This is a genomic window from Bacillus sp. FSL R5-0422, assembly GCF_038610765.1.
GTDB lineage: Bacteria > Bacillota > Bacilli > Bacillales > Bacillaceae > Bacillus > Bacillus pumilus_O.
This window is the reverse complement of sequence record NZ_CP152014.1, coordinates 2,327,222-2,347,186: the sequence shown is the minus strand read 5'-3', so window position 1 is coordinate 2,347,186 and position 19,965 is coordinate 2,327,222. Positions and strand designations below refer to the sequence as shown.

21 protein-coding genes and 1 other annotated feature are annotated in these 19,965 nt (G+C 42.6%); of the genes, 17 read left to right on the top strand and 4 right to left on the bottom strand.

Going from position 1 to position 19,965, the window contains the following annotated elements:
• The first annotated feature begins 186 nt into the window (after positions 1 to 186).
• The 8 genes from MKX52_RS12010 (at position 187) to MKX52_RS11975 (ending at position 7,050) form a co-directional block, all read left to right on the top strand.
• The gene (locus tag MKX52_RS12010) at positions 187 to 606 is read left to right on the top strand and encodes an Rrf2 family transcriptional regulator (protein ID WP_012010726.1); all 420 of its coding nucleotides are present in this window, start codon (positions 187 to 189) and stop codon (positions 604 to 606) included.
• Positions 607 to 624: 18 nt separating this feature from the next.
• On the top strand, positions 625 to 1,767 hold the full coding sequence (locus tag MKX52_RS12005; RefSeq protein WP_342490765.1) for a cysteine desulfurase family protein: 1,143 nt from the start codon (positions 625 to 627) through the stop codon (positions 1,765 to 1,767).
• A 95-nt stretch (positions 1,768 to 1,862) separates the two neighbouring features.
• Positions 1,863 to 2,981 carry a tRNA 2-thiouridine(34) synthase MnmA gene (gene mnmA / locus MKX52_RS12000; protein ID WP_003216305.1) on the top strand — a complete coding sequence of 373 codons (1,119 nt, stop codon included), beginning with the start codon at positions 1,863 to 1,865 and terminating at the stop codon, positions 2,979 to 2,981.
• A 60-nt stretch (positions 2,982 to 3,041) separates the two neighbouring features.
• Positions 3,042 to 3,695, top strand: a complete 654-nt coding sequence (locus MKX52_RS11995) for a tetratricopeptide repeat protein (protein ID WP_012010724.1) — start codon at positions 3,042 to 3,044, stop codon at positions 3,693 to 3,695.
• Positions 3,696 to 3,714: 19 nt separating this feature from the next.
• Positions 3,715 to 6,099: an ATP-dependent RecD-like DNA helicase gene (locus MKX52_RS11990; RefSeq protein WP_012010723.1), complete on the top strand. Its 2,385-nt coding sequence runs from the start codon at positions 3,715 to 3,717 to the stop codon at positions 6,097 to 6,099.
• 135 nt (positions 6,100 to 6,234) lie between these two features.
• Positions 6,235 to 6,693: a prc-barrel domain-containing protein gene (locus MKX52_RS11985; protein ID WP_342490764.1), complete on the top strand. Its 459-nt coding sequence runs from the start codon at positions 6,235 to 6,237 to the stop codon at positions 6,691 to 6,693.
• 13 nt (positions 6,694 to 6,706) lie between these two features.
• Positions 6,707 to 6,898, top strand: coding sequence for a hypothetical protein (locus MKX52_RS11980; RefSeq protein WP_003216308.1), 192 nt, complete (start codon positions 6,707 to 6,709; stop codon positions 6,896 to 6,898).
• A 20-nt stretch (positions 6,899 to 6,918) separates the two neighbouring features.
• Positions 6,919 to 7,050, top strand: coding sequence for a YrzQ family protein (locus tag MKX52_RS11975; RefSeq protein WP_003216198.1), 132 nt, complete (start codon positions 6,919 to 6,921; stop codon positions 7,048 to 7,050).
• A 233-nt stretch (positions 7,051 to 7,283) separates the two neighbouring features.
• Here MKX52_RS11975 and MKX52_RS11970 read toward each other — a convergent pair whose 3' ends face one another.
• The 4 genes from MKX52_RS11970 to MKX52_RS11955 form a co-directional block, all read right to left on the bottom strand.
• Entirely contained in the window at positions 7,284 to 7,934 is a 651-nt protein-coding gene (locus tag MKX52_RS11970; protein WP_119125179.1) for an amino acid ABC transporter permease, read from the bottom strand.
• 15 nt (positions 7,935 to 7,949) lie between these two features.
• Positions 7,950 to 8,603 (bottom strand): amino acid ABC transporter permease, encoded by a 654-nt coding sequence (locus MKX52_RS11965; protein WP_342490763.1) that lies wholly within the window; start codon positions 8,601 to 8,603, stop codon positions 7,950 to 7,952.
• A 67-nt stretch (positions 8,604 to 8,670) separates the two neighbouring features.
• Positions 8,671 to 9,444, bottom strand: coding sequence for a transporter substrate-binding domain-containing protein (locus MKX52_RS11960; RefSeq protein WP_342491891.1), 774 nt, complete (start codon positions 9,442 to 9,444; stop codon positions 8,671 to 8,673).
• Positions 9,445 to 9,493: 49 nt separating this feature from the next.
• Positions 9,494 to 10,222 (bottom strand): amino acid ABC transporter ATP-binding protein, encoded by a 729-nt coding sequence (locus MKX52_RS11955; protein ID WP_144468802.1) that lies wholly within the window; start codon positions 10,220 to 10,222, stop codon positions 9,494 to 9,496.
• A gap of 165 nt (positions 10,223 to 10,387) precedes the next feature.
• Here MKX52_RS11955 and MKX52_RS11950 point away from each other — a divergent pair, with 165 nt between their 5' ends.
• The 9 genes from MKX52_RS11950 to mltG all read left to right on the top strand — a co-directional run bounded on the left by MKX52_RS11950 (position 10,388) and on the right by mltG (position 19,915).
• Complete coding sequence (locus tag MKX52_RS11950) at positions 10,388 to 11,452, top strand: AI-2E family transporter (RefSeq protein WP_088000516.1); 1,065 nt, start codon at positions 10,388 to 10,390, stop codon at positions 11,450 to 11,452.
• A gap of 46 nt (positions 11,453 to 11,498) precedes the next feature.
• Positions 11,499 to 11,707, top strand: a binding site (T-box leader).
• An 81-nt stretch (positions 11,708 to 11,788) separates the two neighbouring features.
• Positions 11,789 to 14,425, top strand: coding sequence for an alanine--tRNA ligase (alaS, locus tag MKX52_RS11945; protein ID WP_342490762.1), 2,637 nt, complete (start codon positions 11,789 to 11,791; stop codon positions 14,423 to 14,425).
• A gap of 89 nt (positions 14,426 to 14,514) precedes the next feature.
• Positions 14,515 to 14,781 carry an IreB family regulatory phosphoprotein gene (locus MKX52_RS11940; RefSeq protein ID WP_008358522.1) on the top strand — a complete coding sequence of 89 codons (267 nt, stop codon included), beginning with the start codon at positions 14,515 to 14,517 and terminating at the stop codon, positions 14,779 to 14,781.
• 3 nt (positions 14,782 to 14,784) lie between these two features.
• Positions 14,785 to 15,201, top strand: a complete 417-nt coding sequence (ruvX, locus tag MKX52_RS11935; RefSeq protein ID WP_003216519.1) for a Holliday junction resolvase RuvX — start codon at positions 14,785 to 14,787, stop codon at positions 15,199 to 15,201.
• Between the two features lie 16 nt (positions 15,202 to 15,217).
• Positions 15,218 to 15,502 carry a DUF1292 domain-containing protein gene (locus MKX52_RS11930; RefSeq protein ID WP_003216483.1) on the top strand — a complete coding sequence of 95 codons (285 nt, stop codon included), beginning with the start codon at positions 15,218 to 15,220 and terminating at the stop codon, positions 15,500 to 15,502.
• Between the two features lie 154 nt (positions 15,503 to 15,656).
• On the top strand, positions 15,657 to 16,223 hold the full coding sequence (locus MKX52_RS11925; protein ID WP_088000512.1) for a biotin transporter BioY: 567 nt from the start codon (positions 15,657 to 15,659) through the stop codon (positions 16,221 to 16,223).
• Positions 16,220 to 17,683: an acyl-CoA synthetase gene (locus MKX52_RS11920; protein WP_342490761.1), complete on the top strand. Its 1,464-nt coding sequence runs from the start codon at positions 16,220 to 16,222 to the stop codon at positions 17,681 to 17,683. The genes MKX52_RS11925 and MKX52_RS11920 overlap by 4 nt, the downstream gene beginning before the upstream one ends.
• Positions 17,671 to 18,759 carry an acetyl-CoA C-acyltransferase gene (locus MKX52_RS11915; RefSeq protein ID WP_342490760.1) on the top strand — a complete coding sequence of 363 codons (1,089 nt, stop codon included), beginning with the start codon at positions 17,671 to 17,673 and terminating at the stop codon, positions 18,757 to 18,759. The genes MKX52_RS11920 and MKX52_RS11915 overlap by 13 nt, the downstream gene beginning before the upstream one ends.
• Before the next feature lie 73 nt (positions 18,760 to 18,832).
• Positions 18,833 to 19,915, top strand: coding sequence for an endolytic transglycosylase MltG (gene mltG, locus MKX52_RS11910; protein WP_342490759.1), 1,083 nt, complete (start codon positions 18,833 to 18,835; stop codon positions 19,913 to 19,915).
• Positions 19,916 to 19,965 lie beyond the last annotated feature (50 nt).

The window sequence follows — 19,965 nt, the reverse complement described above, 5'->3', positions numbered from 1 at the left end:
CTTGTTTGTATAGAGTACCGAAATTTCTTCAAATAGAAAAGGGATCCGTCCTGTTATAGCGCCTAGAAGCGGCAAATGAAAGTTGGCTAAAAGTATGATATAATTGCTTTTGGTCTATATATCAGCGTATATGAAATCAGAAAAAATAATTGATGACATAGAATAGAAAACGCAGAGGTGTTTAACTTGAAAATTTCAACTAAAGGCAGATATGGTCTAACGATCATGATCGAATTAGCCAAAAAACATGGCGAAGGCCCTACATCATTAAAATCAATCGCTCAAAACAATAATTTGTCTGAGCATTATTTAGAGCAGCTTGTATCACCACTTCGGAATGCCCGTCTTGTGAAAAGTATTCGTGGTGCATATGGCGGCTATGTTCTTGCACATGAACCGAACGAGATCACAGCCGGTGATATTATTCGTGTATTAGAAGGACCGATTAGTCCTGTCGAAGTCATCGAAAACGAAGAACCAGCAAAGCGTGAACTTTGGATTCGAATTCGTGATGCAGTAAAAGACGTACTAGACAATACAACTCTTGAAGACTTGGCAAGCTATACAGATGACGGAAATCAAGACGCGTATATGTTCTACATTTAGATCAGAGGTGTACCGGAAATGGAACGAATCTATTTAGATCATGCGGCAACAACGCCGATGGATCAGCGTATCGTCGACAAGATGATCCCTTACTTTACAGAGATATTTGGCAATCCTTCTAGCATTCATTCATATGGGCGCGAGGCAAGAAAGTGGCTTGATGAAGCAAGAGAAGTGATTGCAGGAGAATTACACTGTAAACCACAGGAAATCATCCTCACAAGTGGAGGAACAGAGGCGGACAACCTGGCGATTACAGGTGTGGCTATGGCAAGGCAGCATGAAGGAAAACATATCATCACAGCAAAAACAGAGCATCATGCGGTGCTGCACACATGTGAACGCCTAGAGAAGCTAGGATTTGACGTGACATATTTAGATGTGGATGAAACGGGATTGATTCATCTAGAACAACTAAAAGAGGCACTAAGAGATGATACGATTCTTGTGACCATCATGTACGGCAACAATGAAACAGGTGTAATTCAACCAATCAAAGACATTGGCGAACTCATGCACCATCACACTGCGCATTTTCATACAGACGCCGTGCAGGCGTTTGGAACAATGCCAATCGATGTAGCAGACCTTCATATTGATCTTTTATCTGCTTCTGGTCATAAGCTAAATGGTCCAATGGGAACTGGCTTTTTATATGTAAACGAAGGCGTAAAACTTTCTCCGCAATTGTTCGGTGGAGAACAAGAAAGAAAACGCCGTGCTGGCACAGAAAATGTGGCAGGGATCGTGGGACTTGCAGAGGCTGTTCAATTAACGAAGCAAAATAGAAGAGAAAAAGCCATGCATTATGGTAAGCTCAAAGAAATCATGCTGCAAGTATTCGATGAGGAATCACTTATTTTCTCTATCAATGGGCATCCGAAAGAGACATTGCCTCATATTTTAAATGTTCATTTCCCGGGTGTTTCCATCGAATCGTTACTTGTGAATTTAGATATGGAAGGAATTGCTGTTTCAAGTGGATCTGCATGTACGGCTGGATCCGTCCTTCCTTCGCACGTGTTAAGCGCCATGTATGGCGAAGAAGCAGACAAGCTGACATCCTCAGTCAGAATAAGCTTCGGTCTTGGGAATGAAGAGGATCACGTGAAGCAGGCAGCACTTAAGATAGCAGCTGTTGTCAAACGCTTAGCCAAATAAACGTTCCTCTTTTGTTCGTGTGTGAAAAATGAAACAGCCAAGCACCTGAAGAACGAAACGCACATGCTGTTTCATTGAAAATGGAGTTGATGAAGATGACAAAAAGACCAGAAGACACAAGAGTTGTGGTCGGTATGTCCGGAGGAGTCGACTCATCAGTTGCCGCTCTTATGCTAAAAGAGCAAGGCTATGATGTGATCGGCATATTTATGAAAAACTGGGATGACACAGATGAAAATGGTGTGTGTACAGCAACGGAGGATTATGAGGATGTCATCCGCGTCTGTAACCAAATTGGAATCCCTTATTATGCAGTGAATTTCGAAAAGCAATATTGGGACAAAGTGTTTCAATATTTCCTTGATGAATATAAAGCAGGCAGAACGCCAAACCCAGATGTCATGTGTAACAAAGAAATTAAGTTTAAAGCGTTTCTTGAGCATGCATTGTCGCTCGGTGCGGATTATTTAGCAACAGGTCACTATGCGCGCGTCGACAGAACTGGCGATGAAGTTAAAATGCTTAGAGGTCTTGATGCGAACAAAGACCAAACGTATTTCTTAAATCAGCTGACTCAGGAACAGCTTGATAAAGTCATGTTCCCAATCGGTGATTTAGAGAAGAAAAGGGTTCGTGAATTGGCAAAAGAAGCAGAGCTCGCAACCGCAACGAAAAAAGATTCAACGGGTATTTGCTTTATTGGGGAAAGAAACTTTAAAACGTTCCTCAGTCAATATTTACCTGCACAGCCTGGCGTGATGCAGACGATGGACGGAGAAGTCAAAGGGGAGCACGATGGACTGATGTATTACACGATCGGTCAGCGCCAAGGTCTTGGCATTGGCGGCAGCGGTGATCCTTGGTTTGTCGTTGGAAAAGACTTGGAACAAAATATTTTGTTTGTCGAACAAGGTTTCCACAATCCACTTTTATATTCTGAAAGCATTTCAGCCGTCAATATCAGCTGGACTCGTCCTCATATTGTCGGTGAAAACGGTGAATTAACATGCACAGCTAAATTCAGATACCGTCAAGAAGATCACCATGTGAAGGTCAAAATGACAGGTGAGCAAGAAGCGATGGTCATCTTTGATGAACCTGTTCGTGCTGTGACACCAGGACAGGCGGTTGTCTTTTATGATGGCGACGAATGTCTAGGTGGCGGAACTATTGACGATGTCTTTAAAGACGGCCAAAAGCTGTCGTACGTGTAACTTGTTTTCAAAACCTCAACGTCGCTGTTGAGGTTTTTTAATGAAAGGATGAGAGAGCGAATGAATCATAACGAAATTGGCATAGAAGCCTTAAATCAGGGGAACATCGAAAAAGCGGCGGAAGCTTTTACGAAAGCCATTGAAGAAAGCCCGAAAGACCCGGTTCCATATATTAACTTTGCGAACTTACTTTCAAGCATCAATGAATTTGAACGCGCGTTAAACTTCTTTCAAAAAGCCATTGAACTTGATCACGCCGCAGCTGCAGCCTATTACGGAGCAGGAAATGTATACACATTAAAAGAAGACTTTATGAAAGCAAAAGACTATTTTGAACAAGCACTAAAAGCGGGCATGGAAAATAGTGATTTGTTTTATATGCTGGGGCAGACGCTCATTAAATTAGAGCAGCCGAAGCTTGCGATGCCTTATCTTCAGCGTGCCATCGAACTGAATGAAGATGATAACGAAGCAAGATTCCAATTTGGCATGTGCTTAGCCAATGAACAATTGCTGGAAGAAGCGGTGACAACCTTTACCGAGGTGGTCACGCGTGATCCGCAGCATGCAGATGCCTTTTATAATTTAGGAGTTGCGTATGCATATTTAGAGAAAAAAGACGAAGCGCTTGAGATGCTTGGAAAAGCCATTGACGTGCAGCCTAATCATATGCTGGCACTACATGCGCAAAAGCTGATTCAAGAGGCAGAATAGACGGAAGGAGGGAAGACCTGTGCAGGAACATCCAGATCAAATGAAGCTTGAGGACGAACCGTTTTTAAAGGGGACAGTTCAAGCCGTTATTTTCCATAATGAAAGTAATTTATACTCGGTGTTAAAGGTGAAAGTCATTGAAACATCGGAAAACTTAGAGGAAAAAACAGCATCTGTCACAGGCTACTTCCCAGCACTTCATGAGGAGGAAACTTACACCTTCTATGGCAAAGTCACGAGCCATCCGAAGTTTGGTGAACAGTTTCAGGCGACTCATTTTCAAAAGGAAGTACCGACAACAAAACAAGGAATAATCCATTATCTTTCAAGTGATTTATTTGAGGGGATAGGCAAAAAGACAGCGGAAGAAATTGTAGGAAAGCTTGGCAGTGAGACGCTTCATAAAATTATGCGTGACCCAGCGGTTTTGTATGACGTTCCGCGCTTATCAAAAAAGAAGGCTGATAAGCTGGCCGCAGCGCTCCAGGAGCATCAAGGATTGGAACAAATCATGATCAGCTTGAATCAATACGGCTTTGGTCCGCAGCTCAGCATGAAGATTTATCAAGTGTACGAAAGTGAGACGCTGCAGAAGATTGAAGAAAACCCGTATCAGCTCGTCAAGGATGTTGAAGGGATCGGATTTATTAAGGCAGATGAACTTGGCGCTAGAACCGGCATCTCAGGAAGTGACCCAGAGCGAATCCGTGCAGCCTTGCTTTATACAGTGGAGACAGCCAGTCTTCAGGACGGTCATACGTACATACAAACAAAGGATTTGATCGTCGAAACCCGAAAACTGCTCAATCAAACAGGCAATGAGTACAAAGTGACGGAAATGGACGTCGCCGATCAGATCATTGCACTTGGCGAAGGGAAAGAGATGATCATTGAAGATGAGCGGTGCTATCATCCGTCCTTATTTTATGCCGAGCAAAGTGTCGCGAAACGTATACAAAAAATCGTCTCCCAAACGGAATATGCAGATCAATTTCCTGAATCAGAATTCCTTCTAGCCCTTGGTGAGCTAGAGGAACGGCTGGGCGTCCAATATGCGCCGACACAAAAGGAAGCGATTCAAAAGGCACTCATGTCCCCAATGCTGCTTTTAACAGGCGGACCTGGGACTGGGAAGACAACAGTCATTAAAGGGATTGTTGAGCTTTACAGCGATCTTCATGGTGTATCACTGGACCCAAGTGATTATAAAAAAGATGAATCCTTCCCATTTGTGCTTGCGGCACCAACTGGGCGAGCAGCTAAACGGATGACAGAATCAACAGGGCTTCCAGCTGTGACGATTCATCGGCTGCTTGGTTGGAACGGATCAGAGGGATTTTCTCATGATGATGAACAGCCGATTGAAGGAAAGCTTGTCATCATTGATGAATCAAGTATGCTAGATATTTGGCTTGCGAATCATTTGTTTAAAGCCATTCCTGACCATATACAAGTGATCATGGTGGGGGATGAACATCAACTTCCGTCTGTCGGACCAGGCCAAGTGTTAAGAGACTTGCTTGCATCACAAGCCGTGCCAGCGGTTACCCTAACCGATATTTACCGGCAGGCAGACGGCTCCAGCATTGTTGAACTTGCACATGATATGAAAAATGGTGTCCTGCCAAAGGATATTACCGCACGTTCAAAGGATCGATCTTTCATCAAATGCTCAGCAGATCAAATGAAAGAAGTGATTGAGAAAGTCGTCAGCAATGCTGCTCAAAAAGGCTATTCAGCTAAAGATATTCAAGTGCTTGCGCCCATGTACAAAGGAAAAGCAGGCATTAATGAGCTCAATAAAATGCTGCAGCACATTTTGAATCCTAAAAAACCAAAAGGTCGAGAAATTCCTTTTGGTGATGTGGTGTACCGGACTGGTGATAAAGTGCTTCAGCTTGTGAATCAGCCAGAGAACAATATTTTTAACGGTGATATTGGCGAAATTGTCTCCATTTTTTATGCGAAAGAAAACACAGAAAAAGAAGATATGGCTGTGATCTCCTTTGATGGGAATGAAATCACTTTTACTAAAAAGGATTTTCATCAATTTACACATGCCTATTGTTGCTCTATCCACAAATCACAAGGCAGTGAATTCCCTATCGTTGTACTACCAGTCGTGAGAAGTTATTACAGAATGCTTCGGCGAAATTTGCTGTACACAGCCATTACACGAAGTAAAAAGTTTTTAATCCTGTGCGGCGAGGAATCAGCACTGGAGTGGGGCGTGAAAAACAATGAGGATTCCCTCAGACAAACGTCCTTAACGATGCGGCTCGTGCAAACCGAAGAGATTATGGATGCGGAGCTTGCAGCACTTCAAAAAGAACTGCCGTTTAGCGTGCATGATGCAAATATCGGTATGGAGGGAATCACTCCATTTGATTTTATGCATGAATAAAAGGCTTCCAGATGGAAGTCTTTTTTAGCATGAAAAGAAATTCGCATAGTTCGTTCATGGAAGCCATTTCTTCGTATGAGTCTTGAAGCAAACGCACACGATAAGACTGTTCCGCAAAAGGTGGTTGAGCACATTTTGAGAACATGTCGAGAGCTTGAAGGAATGTCAATCTATACTGGTGAAACGTCTCATTCACTTGGTTCCATAAAAGATATTTGCTTATTAGCCGGAGGCAGCTGCGGAGGTTATGTATTAGATGGGAAAAAGAAAGACTGTGCCTTCATTCCATTCTCGGCTGGGGATCAGCTGACAGACAAAGGCTTATATGTGAGCTGCCAGGAGGGTGTAGGCATAGATTCCTCCGCCCCATCCCTCTTATTTTCGAAATTAAAAAAGAAAATGATGCAGTCGCCTGACGGTGAAAATTTAGGCATTTTGGAAGATGTATACTTTTGCACAAATTCGGGCACAATCGTAGCATATGAACTCTCGGACGGCTTCTTTACAGAGCTATCAGGGATTCGAAAACAGCTTCAGGCTGCCGGAACCTTGATCAACGTTCAAAAGGAAGCACTTGTTCTAAACCGAACGTAAAGAGGTGCTGATTATGCTCATTTGCCCAAATTGCAAATGTAAAGACATCGGAAAAATTGGGGTCAATCAATATTATTGCTGGGGCTGTTTTATTGAATTGACACTGTCAAAAGGCAAAATATCTACACACCAAGTGGAAGAAGACGGAACACTAAGCAGCTTAGATGATCTGTTTAGTGATGATGAACGTTCAATTCAACTATAAGTGTTAAGGGGGAATTTCGAATGGGCAAAATGACTTCTTCACTATTAACGCTTGGTGCAGGTGCACTCGCATATCACTTTGCAAGCCGATATGATATGCCATCAAAGCGGGATATGAAAAAGCTAAGAAAACGTGTGATGAGAATGATGTAAAAAAAGGCATCCGCTAAGAGCGGATGTCCCAGATTGTTGACAAAGGGCTAAAATGATCTTTATTTTAGCCCTTTGTCTTCTTTTCAGCGTGATAGAAAACCTTTGAAGTCTAGGAAGGGCGAGCACTGGCCCGGAGCGAATTTGACATTCGTGAGCACCGGAGCGCAGACCTGACACGAAATGCGAGGGTTTGTCTACACACTGAGGCATCCGCTAAAAGCGGATGTCCTTTTTTATGCCTGCCTATATTCTAATCGGCGGGCGAGTAATGATAAGCTGAAATTGACGACAAAATACATCATCGCCGCTAATAGGAAAATGGGCAGTAAGTAAGATTGGCTCTGACCGTTTAATATTTGAGCGTGATGCAATAGTTCTGGAAGTGCAATGACAACAGCTAGTGACGTATCTTTTAAAAGAGAGATGAATTGACTAACAATTGGCGGCACCATTCGGCGTAAAGCCTGCGGCATAATAATCATTTTTAACGTTTGGATATAGGTTAAACCAGAGGACCTGGCGGCTTCGATTTGCCCCTTATCAATTGATTTTAAACCACTTCGAATAATTTCTGACAGCATTGCTGATTCAAATACGGTTAAAGCTGCTATAGCCGAGGCTGTAATGCTCAGCTTAATGCCGATTTCGGGCAATGCAAAATATGTGAAAAAAATGATCAATAAGAGCGGCAAGTTTCGAATGGTTTCGACGACGACTGCAAGTATCTTTGATAAAATCGGAATTTGAGCGAACCGCAATGTGCCAATGACTAATCCAATGAGAAAGCTCAAAATGATGGAGATAAAAGCCACTTTTAAGGTGACAGCAAATCCTTCAAGTAAAAAGGCGAGATGATCAGGCTGGTAGGCACCTAGAAAATCCATGATATGTCCTCCTTTCTAGTGGCTTCTTGCTAACCTTTTTTCTAAATAACCAACGCCTAAACTGAGCGGAATCGTTAATATCAGATAGAACATGGCAACAAAAATGTAGACATCAAATGTCACAAATGTTCTAGAAGCGATAAGGTCTCCTTGATACATGAGATCAAACCCTGCGATGACACCTAAAATAGATGAGTTTTTAACAAGGTTAATAAATTGATTCCCAAGAGGGGGAATGACAATTTTAATCGCTTGCGGCAGAATGATATACCGCATCGTCCCGACATAGGATAGACCTGAAGCACGGGCGGCTTCCATTTGTCCAAGCGGTACAGCTTGTATCCCTGCGCGAATGGCTTCAGCAATAAAGGCTGAGGTATAAATGGCAAGGGCAATTGTGCCGGCGGTGAAGCCATCTGCTACAATACCAAGCACGGGTAATCCAAAGAAGAAGACAAATGTAATCAATAATAACGGAATATTCCGAATAAATTCCACGTAAGCCGTCCCTAACCAGTTGAGTGGTCTGAGTGGCGCAATTCTCATAATGGCAATGAGTGTACCGATTAAAAAGCTTCCAATCAAAGCAATGACACTTGCACCAATTGTATATTTAAACCCTTCTACATAAAGATTGAAGTTTTCAGTGAGAATGGAAAACCGCAGCAATCAGTTCACTTCCTTCCTGATCAATAGGGGAGCCAATGAGCGGCTCACCCCTAAACAAGTCAAACGATTATTTTTTGATCCATTTTTGATGAATCTTGTCATACTCCCCATTGTCTTTTAATGTCTTTAAGGCTTTATTAATGGCCGTTGTTAGTTCCTTATCGCCTTTCTTGACAGCAATGCCATAAGGCTCATCTGTAAAGGTGCCGCCGACGACTTCGTAATTTGAATCCTCATCTGCCATACCAAATAAGATCGCATTATCAGTTGTCAGCACTTGCCCTTGATTTGATTTTAAAGCTGTAAAAGCTTCCTGATAGTTCTCAAATTCTAATATAGACGCCTCAGGTGCTTTTTCGCGGATATTTTGAGAAGAAGTAGATCCTTTTACTGCAAGCACTTTCGTTCCTTTCTTCAAATCATCAATTGATTGAATGTCGCTTCCTTTTTTCACAAGCAGTGATTGTCCTGCTTCAAAGTAAACATCTGAGAAATTGACTTCTTTTTTACGCTCTTCGGTAATCGTCATGGTTGCGACGATTGCATGAATATCTCCTTTTTGCAGTAAAGGAATTCTCGTTTTGGATGTCACTTCTTTGAATTCTGCTTTTCCTTCATCACCGAGTATTTCCTGTGCGATGGCTTTTGCAATATCGATATCAAACCCTTCAATATCTCCACTGCTAGGATTTTTTAGACCGAAGAGACGTGTATCATTCTTGACCCCGAAAATCATTTTTTTGTCTTTCTGAATGGTTTCTAAAGAACTTCTTTGTTTTGCATCAGTCGAGCCTTTTTCAGCAGATCCGCAAGCTGTTAATGCGGCAATACAGCAAGTCATAAAGAGTAGTAGGCCAAAGTGTTTCATTTTTTTCATCAAATCATTCCCCCTAGTGATTTAAAATACGGCTTAAAAAGAGCTGTGCGCGTTTCTCACGCGGTTTCTCATAAAATGCAGCCGGTGTTGATTCTTCAAGAACTCTGCCTTCATCAATAAAGACAATACGATCGGCCACTTCTCTGGCAAATCCCATCTCATGTGTGACGACAACCATGGTCATTCCTTCTCGGGCGAGCTGTTTCATCACATCTAGTACCTCTCCAATCATCTCTGGGTCAAGAGCTGATGTCGGTTCGTCGAACAGCATGACCTCTGGTTTCATCGCAAGCCCTCTAGCAATGGCAACACGCTGCTGCTGTCCGCCTGATAGTCTTGAAGGGTAGGCGTTAGCTTTATCAGGAATACCGACTTTATGTAAATAAAATTCGGCTGTTTCCCTCGCTTCTTCTTTGCTCACCTTTTTCACCTTCATTGGCGCAAGCATAATGTTTTCAAGCACCGTCTTATGCGGATAGAGGTGAAAGTGCTGAAATACCATCCCGATATTTTGCCTGACAAGATTGATATTGGTTTTCGGATGCTGAACAGGCACTTCGTTGACAAGGACCTTACCCTCATCAATGCTTTCAAGACGATTGATGCATCTGAGCATCGTGCTTTTACCTGATCCTGAAGGACCGATGATCACGACGACCTCACCTTTTTGAATATGTAGGTTAATGTCTTTCAGTACATGGAACTGGCCATAATGTTTATTGACTTCTTCGAATGTGATCATGAAGAACCTCCTCTTGTACATGGTAATAGTCAGTGGAGACATTTTAGTAACTTTGGATGGTGCTGTATGTTTCATGTGTATTCATTTTTAACAAAGTTAGGACAAATTTTATTTACATGGATAATTGCAGAAGATGGTTAAACAATAAGAAAAGAGGTGAAAAAGGTGAAGAAACGTCCGATCCAATTTCTGATATATGCCGCAGGGGTCCTGCTTGTCCTTGCATCTTTGCTCATTTTATTGCAGCTCGACGAGTTATGGATGCCTATTTTTTTGTTGTTAAAGGCGGTTCTCATTCCGCTACTCATTGCTATTTTTATTTCTTATCTGCTTTATCCGATAGTGGAAAGATTGCATGCAGGGGGCTTACCAAGGACTGTGAGTCTCTTATTGATTTATGTCCTGTTTTTTGGCGGGATTGGGCTTGCGGTTTATAAAGGGGCGCCTGTCATGATCAAGCAGCTAAATGAGCTGTCAGAACAAATTCCTGTGCTTGCAGAAACGTATAATGGCGCCTTATCACATATTCATCATCATACAAGCCATTGGCCTGACGGACTTCACGACCGCTTGGATCGCTTAATTGTTCAATCGGAGACATATGCAGCTAACGGCGCGGAGCGGATGATTCTTAGCTGTAAAGTCTTACTTGATTATGCACTAGTTGCAGCGCTCATCCCTTTTCTTGTTTTTTATATGGTGAAGGATATGAATACAATGAAGCGAGCCGCATGGTATTTGACGCCGCCCTCATTTCGGAAGAGGGGGCATGCGTTTGTAAAGGCAGTTGATGAATCACTTGGTAATTATATTAGAGGGCAGCTGCTTGTCTGTTCATTCATTGGGGGGGCAGCCGCCATTGTGCTCTGGCTGTTTCATATTCCGTACCCGCTTGTCCTTGGTATGCTGATTGGCGCAACGAATGTCATTCCGTATTTTGGACCGATTATTGGCGCGATTCCCGCTGTCTTTATTGCGTTTACCATCTCGGTGAAATCAGTTATTATTGTGCTGATTACAGTCGCCGTACTGCAATTTTTAGAAAGCAACGTCCTCAGCCCGATTATCGTAGGGAGAAGTCTTCATATGCATCCTGTCGTCATTATGCTTGTCTTGCTTGCTGGTGGAGAGTTATTTGGTTTAATAGGCATGATTTTAGCCGTACCAACTGCCGCTATCATCAGGGTGATCATTGTGCAATATATCCTTATGAGGCGAAGCGTTCATTGACAAGAGGAGCCGAGTTGTCTATAATAATTTCGATTCATACTACATACTGAATTCAATGACGGACCCGAGTACGTTAAAAAGCTGTTTCAGAGAGAGGCTTTATTTTGCTGAGAAAAGCCTTATCAGACCTTTAACGGAAGCTAGTCCCGAGTGCAGATAAACACTGCCGCTCTCTTCCGGCGTTATCGGATGTGAAGGTGATAGACGAATTTGTCTATAATCAGGGTGGTACCGCGAGAACATCTCGTCCCTGTGTAAGTCGTTTTGTGCTTGCATAGGGCGGGGTGTTTTTTCGTTTGTGTGGAGATTGATGAATGAAAAGGGAGGAATTTTTGAATGAAAACTTTAACTTCAGCTCAAGTACGCCAAATGTTTTTAGACTTTTTTAAAGAAAAAGGACATGCTGTAGAACCGAGTGCCTCACTCGTACCGCATGATGATCCGACACTTTTGTGGATCAACAGCGGGGTGGCAACATTAAAGAAATACTTTGATGGCCGCGTCGTACCTGACAATCCGCGTATTTGCAACGCGCAAAAATCAATTCGTACAAATGATATTGAAAACGTAGGGAAAACAGCACGTCATCATACATTCTTTGAAATGCTTGGAAACTTCTCTATTGGTGATTATTTTAAAGAAGAAGCGATTGAATGGGCGTGGGAATTCCTCACAAGTGACGAATGGATTGGCTTTGACCCGAATTTGTTATCTGTCACTGTTCATCCAGAGGACGAAGAAGCGTATGTTCTATGGAGAGATAAAATCGGTGTACCTGAGGAACGTATTATTCGCCTTGAAGGGAACTTCTGGGATATTGGAGAGGGCCCAAGTGGACCGAATACAGAAATTTTCTATGACCGCGGTGAATCATACGGTCACGATATGAACGATCCAGAATTATATCCTGGCGGAGAAAATGAGCGTTATCTAGAAGTGTGGAACCTAGTGTTCTCTGAATTTAACCATAATCCAGATGGGTCATACACGCCGCTGCCGAAGAAAAATATTGATACAGGGATGGGTCTTGAACGAATGGTATCTGTCATTCAAAACGTGCCTACGAACTTTGATACAGATCTATTCATGCCAATTATTCGTGCAGTTGAGACCATATCTGGAGAAAGCTATGGCGAAACAAAGGAAAAGGATACAGCATTCAAAGTCATTGCTGACCACATCCGGACGGTTGCCTTTGCTGTAAGTGATGGAGCGCTTCCTTCCAATGAAGGCCGCGGGTATGTGTTAAGACGTTTGCTTCGCCGTGCTGTGCGTTATGCAAAAACCATTCACATCCATCGCCCGTTTATGTTTGATCTAGTTCCAGTTGTGGCGGAAATCATGAAGGATTTCTACCCAGATGTACAAGCGAAAGAAGAATTTATTGCAAAAGTCATCAAGAATGAAGAAGAACGCTTCCATGAAACATTGAACGAAGGTTTAGCGATTTTGTCAGAAGTCATCAAAAAAGAAAGAGACAAAGGCAGCTCACAGATTTCAGGTGAAGATGTATTTAAGCTGTATGACACGTATGGATTCCCTGTCGAGCTCACAGAAGAATACGCAGAAGATGAGCACATGACAGTGGATCGTGAAGGCTTCCAGGCTGAGATGGAAAAGCAGCGTGAACGTGCAAGAAATGCGCGACAAGATGTCGGCAGTATGCAGGTTCAAGGCGGTGCTTTAGGAGATATTAAAGTAGAAAGCACATTTGTCGGCTACGAAAATCTAATGGCAGATGCTCATATGATTGAATTGCTTCAAAATGGCGAAATTGTCTCAGAAGCACATGAAGGCGATACAGTACAAATTTTATTAGATGAAACACCTTTTTATGCAGAAAGCGGCGGACAAGTGGCTGATAAAGGGACATTGAAAAGCGCTGAAGTGATCATTGACATCAAAGATGTGAAAAAGGCACCAAACGGTCAACATGTTCATGAAGGAGTAGTCGTAAGCGGTACAGCCAAAAAAGGACTTGAAGTCACTGCGGAAGTGGAATCAGCTCTTCGAAAAGGCATTGTGAAAAACCACACAGCGACACATCTATTGCATCAGGCGTTAAAAGACGTTTTGGGCAGCCATGTGAACCAAGCAGGATCACTGGTGAATGAAAATAGACTTCGCTTTGACTTCTCTCATTTTGGACAAGTTACAAAAGAAGAGTTGTCTCAGATTGAAAAAATCGTGAACGAAAAGATCTGGGAAGGCATCTCTGTTGCTATTGACTTGAAGCCGATTGCTGAAGCAAAAGAAATGGGTGCGATGGCGCTCTTTGGCGAAAAGTATGGCGATATTGTCCGAGTTGTCCAAGTAGGCGATTACAGCATCGAACTATGCGGCGGCTGTCACGTGCAAAATACTGCGGAAATTGGGTTGTTTAAAATTGCATCTGAATCGGGTATTGGTGCTGGAACACGCCGGATTGAAGCAGTGACTGGTAAAGGGGCATACGAAGAATTAAATGACCAGCTGGGGATTTTAGAGCAGGCAGCGAGTGAGCTGAAGTCAAATACGAAGGATGTACCAAAACGTATCGCTTCATTGCAGGCAGATTTAAAAGAAGTTCAAAGAGAAAACGAATCTCTTCTTGCAAAATTAAGCCAAGCTGAAGCAGGCTCTATTTTAGAGAAAGTGAAAGAAATCGGCGGAGTGAAAGTGTTAACTGAAAAAGTAAACGCGAAAGACATGAACCATTTAAGAACAATGGTTGATGATTTAAAAGCTAAATTAGGCTCAGCTGTCATTGTGCTCGGAGCCGTTCAAAACGGAAAAGTAAACATTTCGGCAGGAGTGACAAAAGACGTCATCGAAAAGGGTCTGCATGCAGGGAAACTTGTGAAACAGGCAGCTGAAATCTGCGGCGGAGGCGGGGGCGGACGCCCAGACATGGCACAAGCAGGCGGAAAACAACCAGAAAAGCTTGAAGAAGCACTGGCAACTGTCGAAGAATCTGTCAAATCCGTTTTATAATCAGGCGATGTAGTGTAGAATAATGGTATTAGATGAGCGGTTAGAAAAAAGCTTGCTAGTAGAATGTTGGAAGAGAGGTGCAAGAAGCAGTGAGTTCATTTGATAAGACAATGAAGTTTAACTTCTCTGATGATTCAGCTGAAACCAATGTGAATGAAGTGCTCATTACAGTTCATGACGCACTCCAAGAAAAAGGATACAACCCGATCAATCAAATTGTCGGATACTTGCTGTCAGGCGACCCTGCTTATATTCCAAGACATCAGGATGCACGCAACCTAATTCGTAAACTAGAACGAGACGAATTAATTGAGGAATTGGTTAAATCGTACTTAGAGACACATAAAGAGGCGTAAAACATGAGAATTTTAGGCTTAGATTTAGGCACGAAAACCCTTGGTGTTGCAATCAGTGATGAAATGGGCTGGACGGCGCAGGGGATTGAAACAATTAAAATTGATGAAGCAGGCGGAGACTTCGGTCTCAGCCGCCTGTCTGAGATTGTCTCGCAATATGGAACGGATAAAATTGTACTTGGTTTTCCAAAAAATATGAACGGTACGGTCGGTCCTAGAGGCGAAGCCAGCCAATCATTTGCGAAAGTGTTAGAAAACACGTACAATGTTCCTGTTGTGCTTTGGGACGAGCGTCTGTCGACAATGGCAGCGGAAAAAATGCTCATCTCTGCAGATGTGAGCAGACAAAAGCGTAAAAAAGTCATTGATAAAATGGCGGCTGTTATGATCCTGCAAGGGTACTTAGACAGCTTAAATTAAAATGAGGTGAATCAAAATGGAACACGGAGAAAAGCAAATTACAATCGTTGATGATAATGGAAATGAACAGCTTTGCGAAGTACTATTTACTTTTGAAAGCGACCATTTTAACAAATCATATGTTCTTTACTACCCAATTTCTGAGCAAGACAATGAAGAAATTGAAATTCATGCATCAAGCTTCACGCCAAACGAAAACGGTGAAGATGGCGAACTAGAGCCTATTGAAACGGATGAAGAGTGGGACATGATTGAAGAAACGTTAAATACGTTCTTAGATCAAGAAGAAGACGAAGAATAGAACGAATAAAAGGCCTGTGAGCGGATCTTAGTGATCTTTCTTCACAGGTCTTTTTTTATGGTTATTATGTTAACTTTATTTTATTTTATGTTGACATATAAAACTGTACCTTTTACTCTATTTTTAATAATGAATGGAGTGAGGGGGATGGAAATTGAGAATTCAAGATATGATGCAAATGGCGTTAATGACTGCGGTTATTGGGATGTTAGGGTTGATCCCACCGATTTTACTTACGTTTACACCTGTTCCCATCACGTTGCAAACGGCAGGTCTTTTGCTTGCTGGTGGGCTATTAAAGCCAAAACAGGCACTGATCAGTTTACTTCTGTTTCTCTTGGTTGTAGCAGCAGGCGCACCTCTTTTGTCAGGTGGCAGAGGCGGAATAGGGGTCTTTTTTGGACCAAGCGGTGGATTTTTACTTGCTTATCCAGCGGCTGCCCTCATGATTAGTTTGTGGATCAACCGACTACAAAAAGTGACCACCTTGCGTCTTTTTGTGATCTTTGCGATATGCAGTATCGGAATTTTGTATCTATGCGGCATTCCTTTTCAAGCGATGATCATGAATATCAAGGTCACTCAGGCAGCTCTTCTTAGTCTGATTTATATTCCAGGTGATCTCATCAAGGCAGGCATATGTGCCGTTCTCACGGTGAAAATCATTGCGGCTATGTCATATCGAAAAAGGGATGTGAATAAAGGGAGGCGTGCAGTTTGAGAAGAATAACGGAAAGTTATACATTACATGCAGAAATGAATCCAGATCATATCGCCATCATTGATGGAGAAGAACGAATCACTTACGAAGATTGGTATAAGCGTGTCCAGCTATCAGCACAATGGTTACAACAAACGGCTCATGAGCAAAAAAGAGTCGCTTTTTTATTATCGAATGGTGCTTCTTTTCTTCAAATATTTGCTGGCGCTGCTTCTGCAGGGTGGACAGCAGTCCCGCTTGATCCGAGATGGAGCCGTGAGGAATGTGTTGAAAAGCTTTTGTTAAGTGAGGCAGCTCTCGTCATTATCGAGGACCGATATTTAAATAGATTCGACAAGTACAGCGTAGACATGCAGGTTCTTTCTTTATCTGAATGGAAGGGGAAAATGAGCCGTAACACACAAGTTCTATCTAACAAATGTGACATCGAAAATGACCCTATCTTTTATATGGGATTTACGTCAGGATCAACGGGTTCACCCAAAGCCTTTATCAGACGTCAGCAGTCATGGATTGAAAGCTTTCGAACAACAGCTGATACATTTGGAATCACTCATCAAGATCATGTTCTGATAGCAGGTACACTCTTGTCCTCTCACTTTTTATATGGTGCCATCAGTACATTATACTTTGGCGGCACAGTGACGTTATTAGAAAAATTCACACCAGTGAAAGCAAAGAAAGCCTTACAGACAGGAGATATGACTGTGATGTATACTGTTCCGACAATGACAGAATCGTTGCTAGAAATAGACGCCTTTGAGAGAGAGCATTCGCTACTTGTCATATCATCTGGAGCAGATTGGGGCATTCCTTCAAAAAAACAACTTGTGACGAACAATCCGCATGTGACATTTTTTGATTTTTACGGTACATCAGAATTAAGCTTTGTATCCTATTTATCTTCAAATGACTTTCTGCAAAAGCCTTCTTCTGTCGGACGGCCATTCTCTCCAATTCAAATTGAAGTGAGGCGAGCTGATCAAACTGTCTGCCAGCCAAATGAGACAGGAAGAATTTATGTGAAGAGTCCAATGTCTTTTTCAGGGTACTTACATGAGGTGAAACCGCCGGAGGAGTGGCTGACAGTTTATGATATGGGTTGGCTGGATGAAGACGGCTATTTATATATGAGTGGCCGTGAAAATGGCATGATCGTCTATGGAGGACTGAATATTTTTCCAGAGGAAATTGAGCGTGTGCTAAATGAACAGCCAGAGGTGAAGCGATCGGTTGTAGTTGGCGTTCCTGACCCATATTGGGGTGAAATACCTGTTGCCATTATTGAACAAAGGCAGCACTCAAAAACAGTTCGGCAAGCTGTCAAAAAAAAACTGGCAGCTTACAAGGTACCTAAAAAATGGCTAGTCATTGATCAAATCATTGAAACATCCAGCGGGAAAATAGCACGTGCCAGTATGAAACAGTGGGCAGAGGAACAATTGTCATGCAAGCAGTAATTGTACAAGCAAAAAGGACACCCTTCGGTGATAAATATGGGATGCTGAAAAATTATCGTCCAGAGCAATTAGCCGCGCCTCTTATTCGGTATTTGTCTAAAGGGATGACGCCGGACGATATTATATTAGGAAATGTTGTAGGAGGCGGCGGGAATATGGCCCGTCTGTCCTCATTAGAAGCAGGGCTTTCTTTAGGGGTACCCGGTATGACGGTTGATAGGCAGTGTGCTTCAGGTCTAGAAGCCATCCGAACAGCTTGCGTCATGGTTCAATCAGGGGAAGGCTCAATGTATATCGCTGGCGGGACTGAAAGCATTTCGAGATCACCAATGAAAGAAAAAGCCCGTTTTTCACCGGAATGGATAGGAGATCCGGATATGGGAGAAGCAGCAGAGCTGACCGCTTCTAGATTTTCTGTGACAAGAAAAGAACAAGATGACTATGCGCAATTAAGCTGGGAAAGAAGTATAGACGCAATCAAACGTGGTACATATTCTGAAGAAATCGTTTCGATTGATGGACTGAGCATTGATGAAGCGGCGGTGAAAATAAGACCAATGGCAAAGCTGATTCAGCGGGCAAAGCCTGTATTTTCACCCGGAAAAGGATCTGTTACTGCCGCCAATAGCTGTAAAGAAGCAGATGGTGCAGCCGCAGTTGTTGTGATGGAAAGGGCATTAGCAGAGGCAAATGGGTTTCAGCCAATGCTGCGATATGCCGGAAGTGCTGTGACGGCGATGCATCCCAATTTTCCAGCTGCTGCGCCGATTGATGCGATGAAGAAACTTCTAGATCAAGAGAAAATCAAGGCAGAGGATGTTGCACTGTTTGAAATCAATGAAGCCTTTGCTCTGAAAATAGCGCTGATTGCTCGGACGCTAGATATTCCTTATGACAGGATCAATAAGAGAGGTGGTGCACTTTGTCTTGGTCATCCATATAGCGCATCAGGAGCTGCGATGATGGTGAGACTGTTTTACGAAGCGCGCACCTTACCGAATGGAAGCTATGTCATGGCCGCAATTGGGAGTGGTGGCGGCGTTGGTTTAGCCGTATTATGTCAAGTTCTGTCATGACAAGCATGAGCAAGTAATTGCCGAACTCCGTCGAATCATGTACTATAAAAGCTAGATGTGAGGAGGGCCATGCATGTTTTCAGAACAAAAGAAACGACCATTTTTCAAAAGGAAAATGGGGATCGTCCTGTTATCTGTTCTTGCTGTCATCATCATTGCAGCATTATCAGGCTTTTTATATGTTAAATCAGCACTTGGACCGGTCGATCAAAAAAGCAAACAAACGATTAATATTCATATTCCTAATGGGACATCTGTCCGTGAGATTGCGGGCATTTTAAAAGAAAATGGGCTCATTTCGAATGACACTATTTTCACTTATTATGCAAAATACAAAAATGCGTCCGGCTTTAAAGCGGGATACTTTCATTTGAAACAAACGATGGACGCAGACACGCTGATTCAAAAGCTGACATCTGGAGGGACAGACTATGCCTTTCAGCTTGTGATTCCAGAAGGAAAACAGCTGTCTGATATTGCGGCAGTGATTGCAAACCAGACGAATTTTTCAGCAAAAGAAGTGGAAGCGAAGCTGGATGATCCTGCGTTTATCAAAACATTAATGAAAAAATATCCGAAAACGGTGACATCACAGGTAAATGGCAAACAGGTGAAACATCCGTTAGAAGGTTATTTATTCCCTGCGACGTATCCATTTTATCGTGAGGATGAATCACTCGAAACGATCATTGAAACGATGATTAAACAAACAGATCAATACGTGAAAACGTATGAAAAAGACATGAAAAAGAGAAACATGTCCATACATGATGTGTTAACGGTGGCATCACTGATTGAAATGGAAGCAACGGAAAAGACGGATCGCGCAAAAATCTCCAGTGTTTTTTATAACCGGTTGAAAAAGGACATGCCGCTTCAAACCGATCCAACGGTTCTTTATGCACTAGGTGAGCATAAATCCCGAGTTTATTACAAAGACCTTAAGGTGAAATCTCCTTATAATACGTATAACAACAAGGGACTGCCGCCTGGACCTATTGCAAATGCTGGCGAATCTTCATGGAAAGCCGCACTGCATCCAGAGAAAACGGATTATGTATACTTCCTTGCGAAGAAAAACGGAGAAGTCGTCTTTACAAAAACGTTAAATGAGCACAACAAAGCGAAAGCCAAATACATCACAGGCAGCAATTAATGTACATGTGAATCGAAAAAGACTGTAGACAATACAAGATTGCCTGCAGT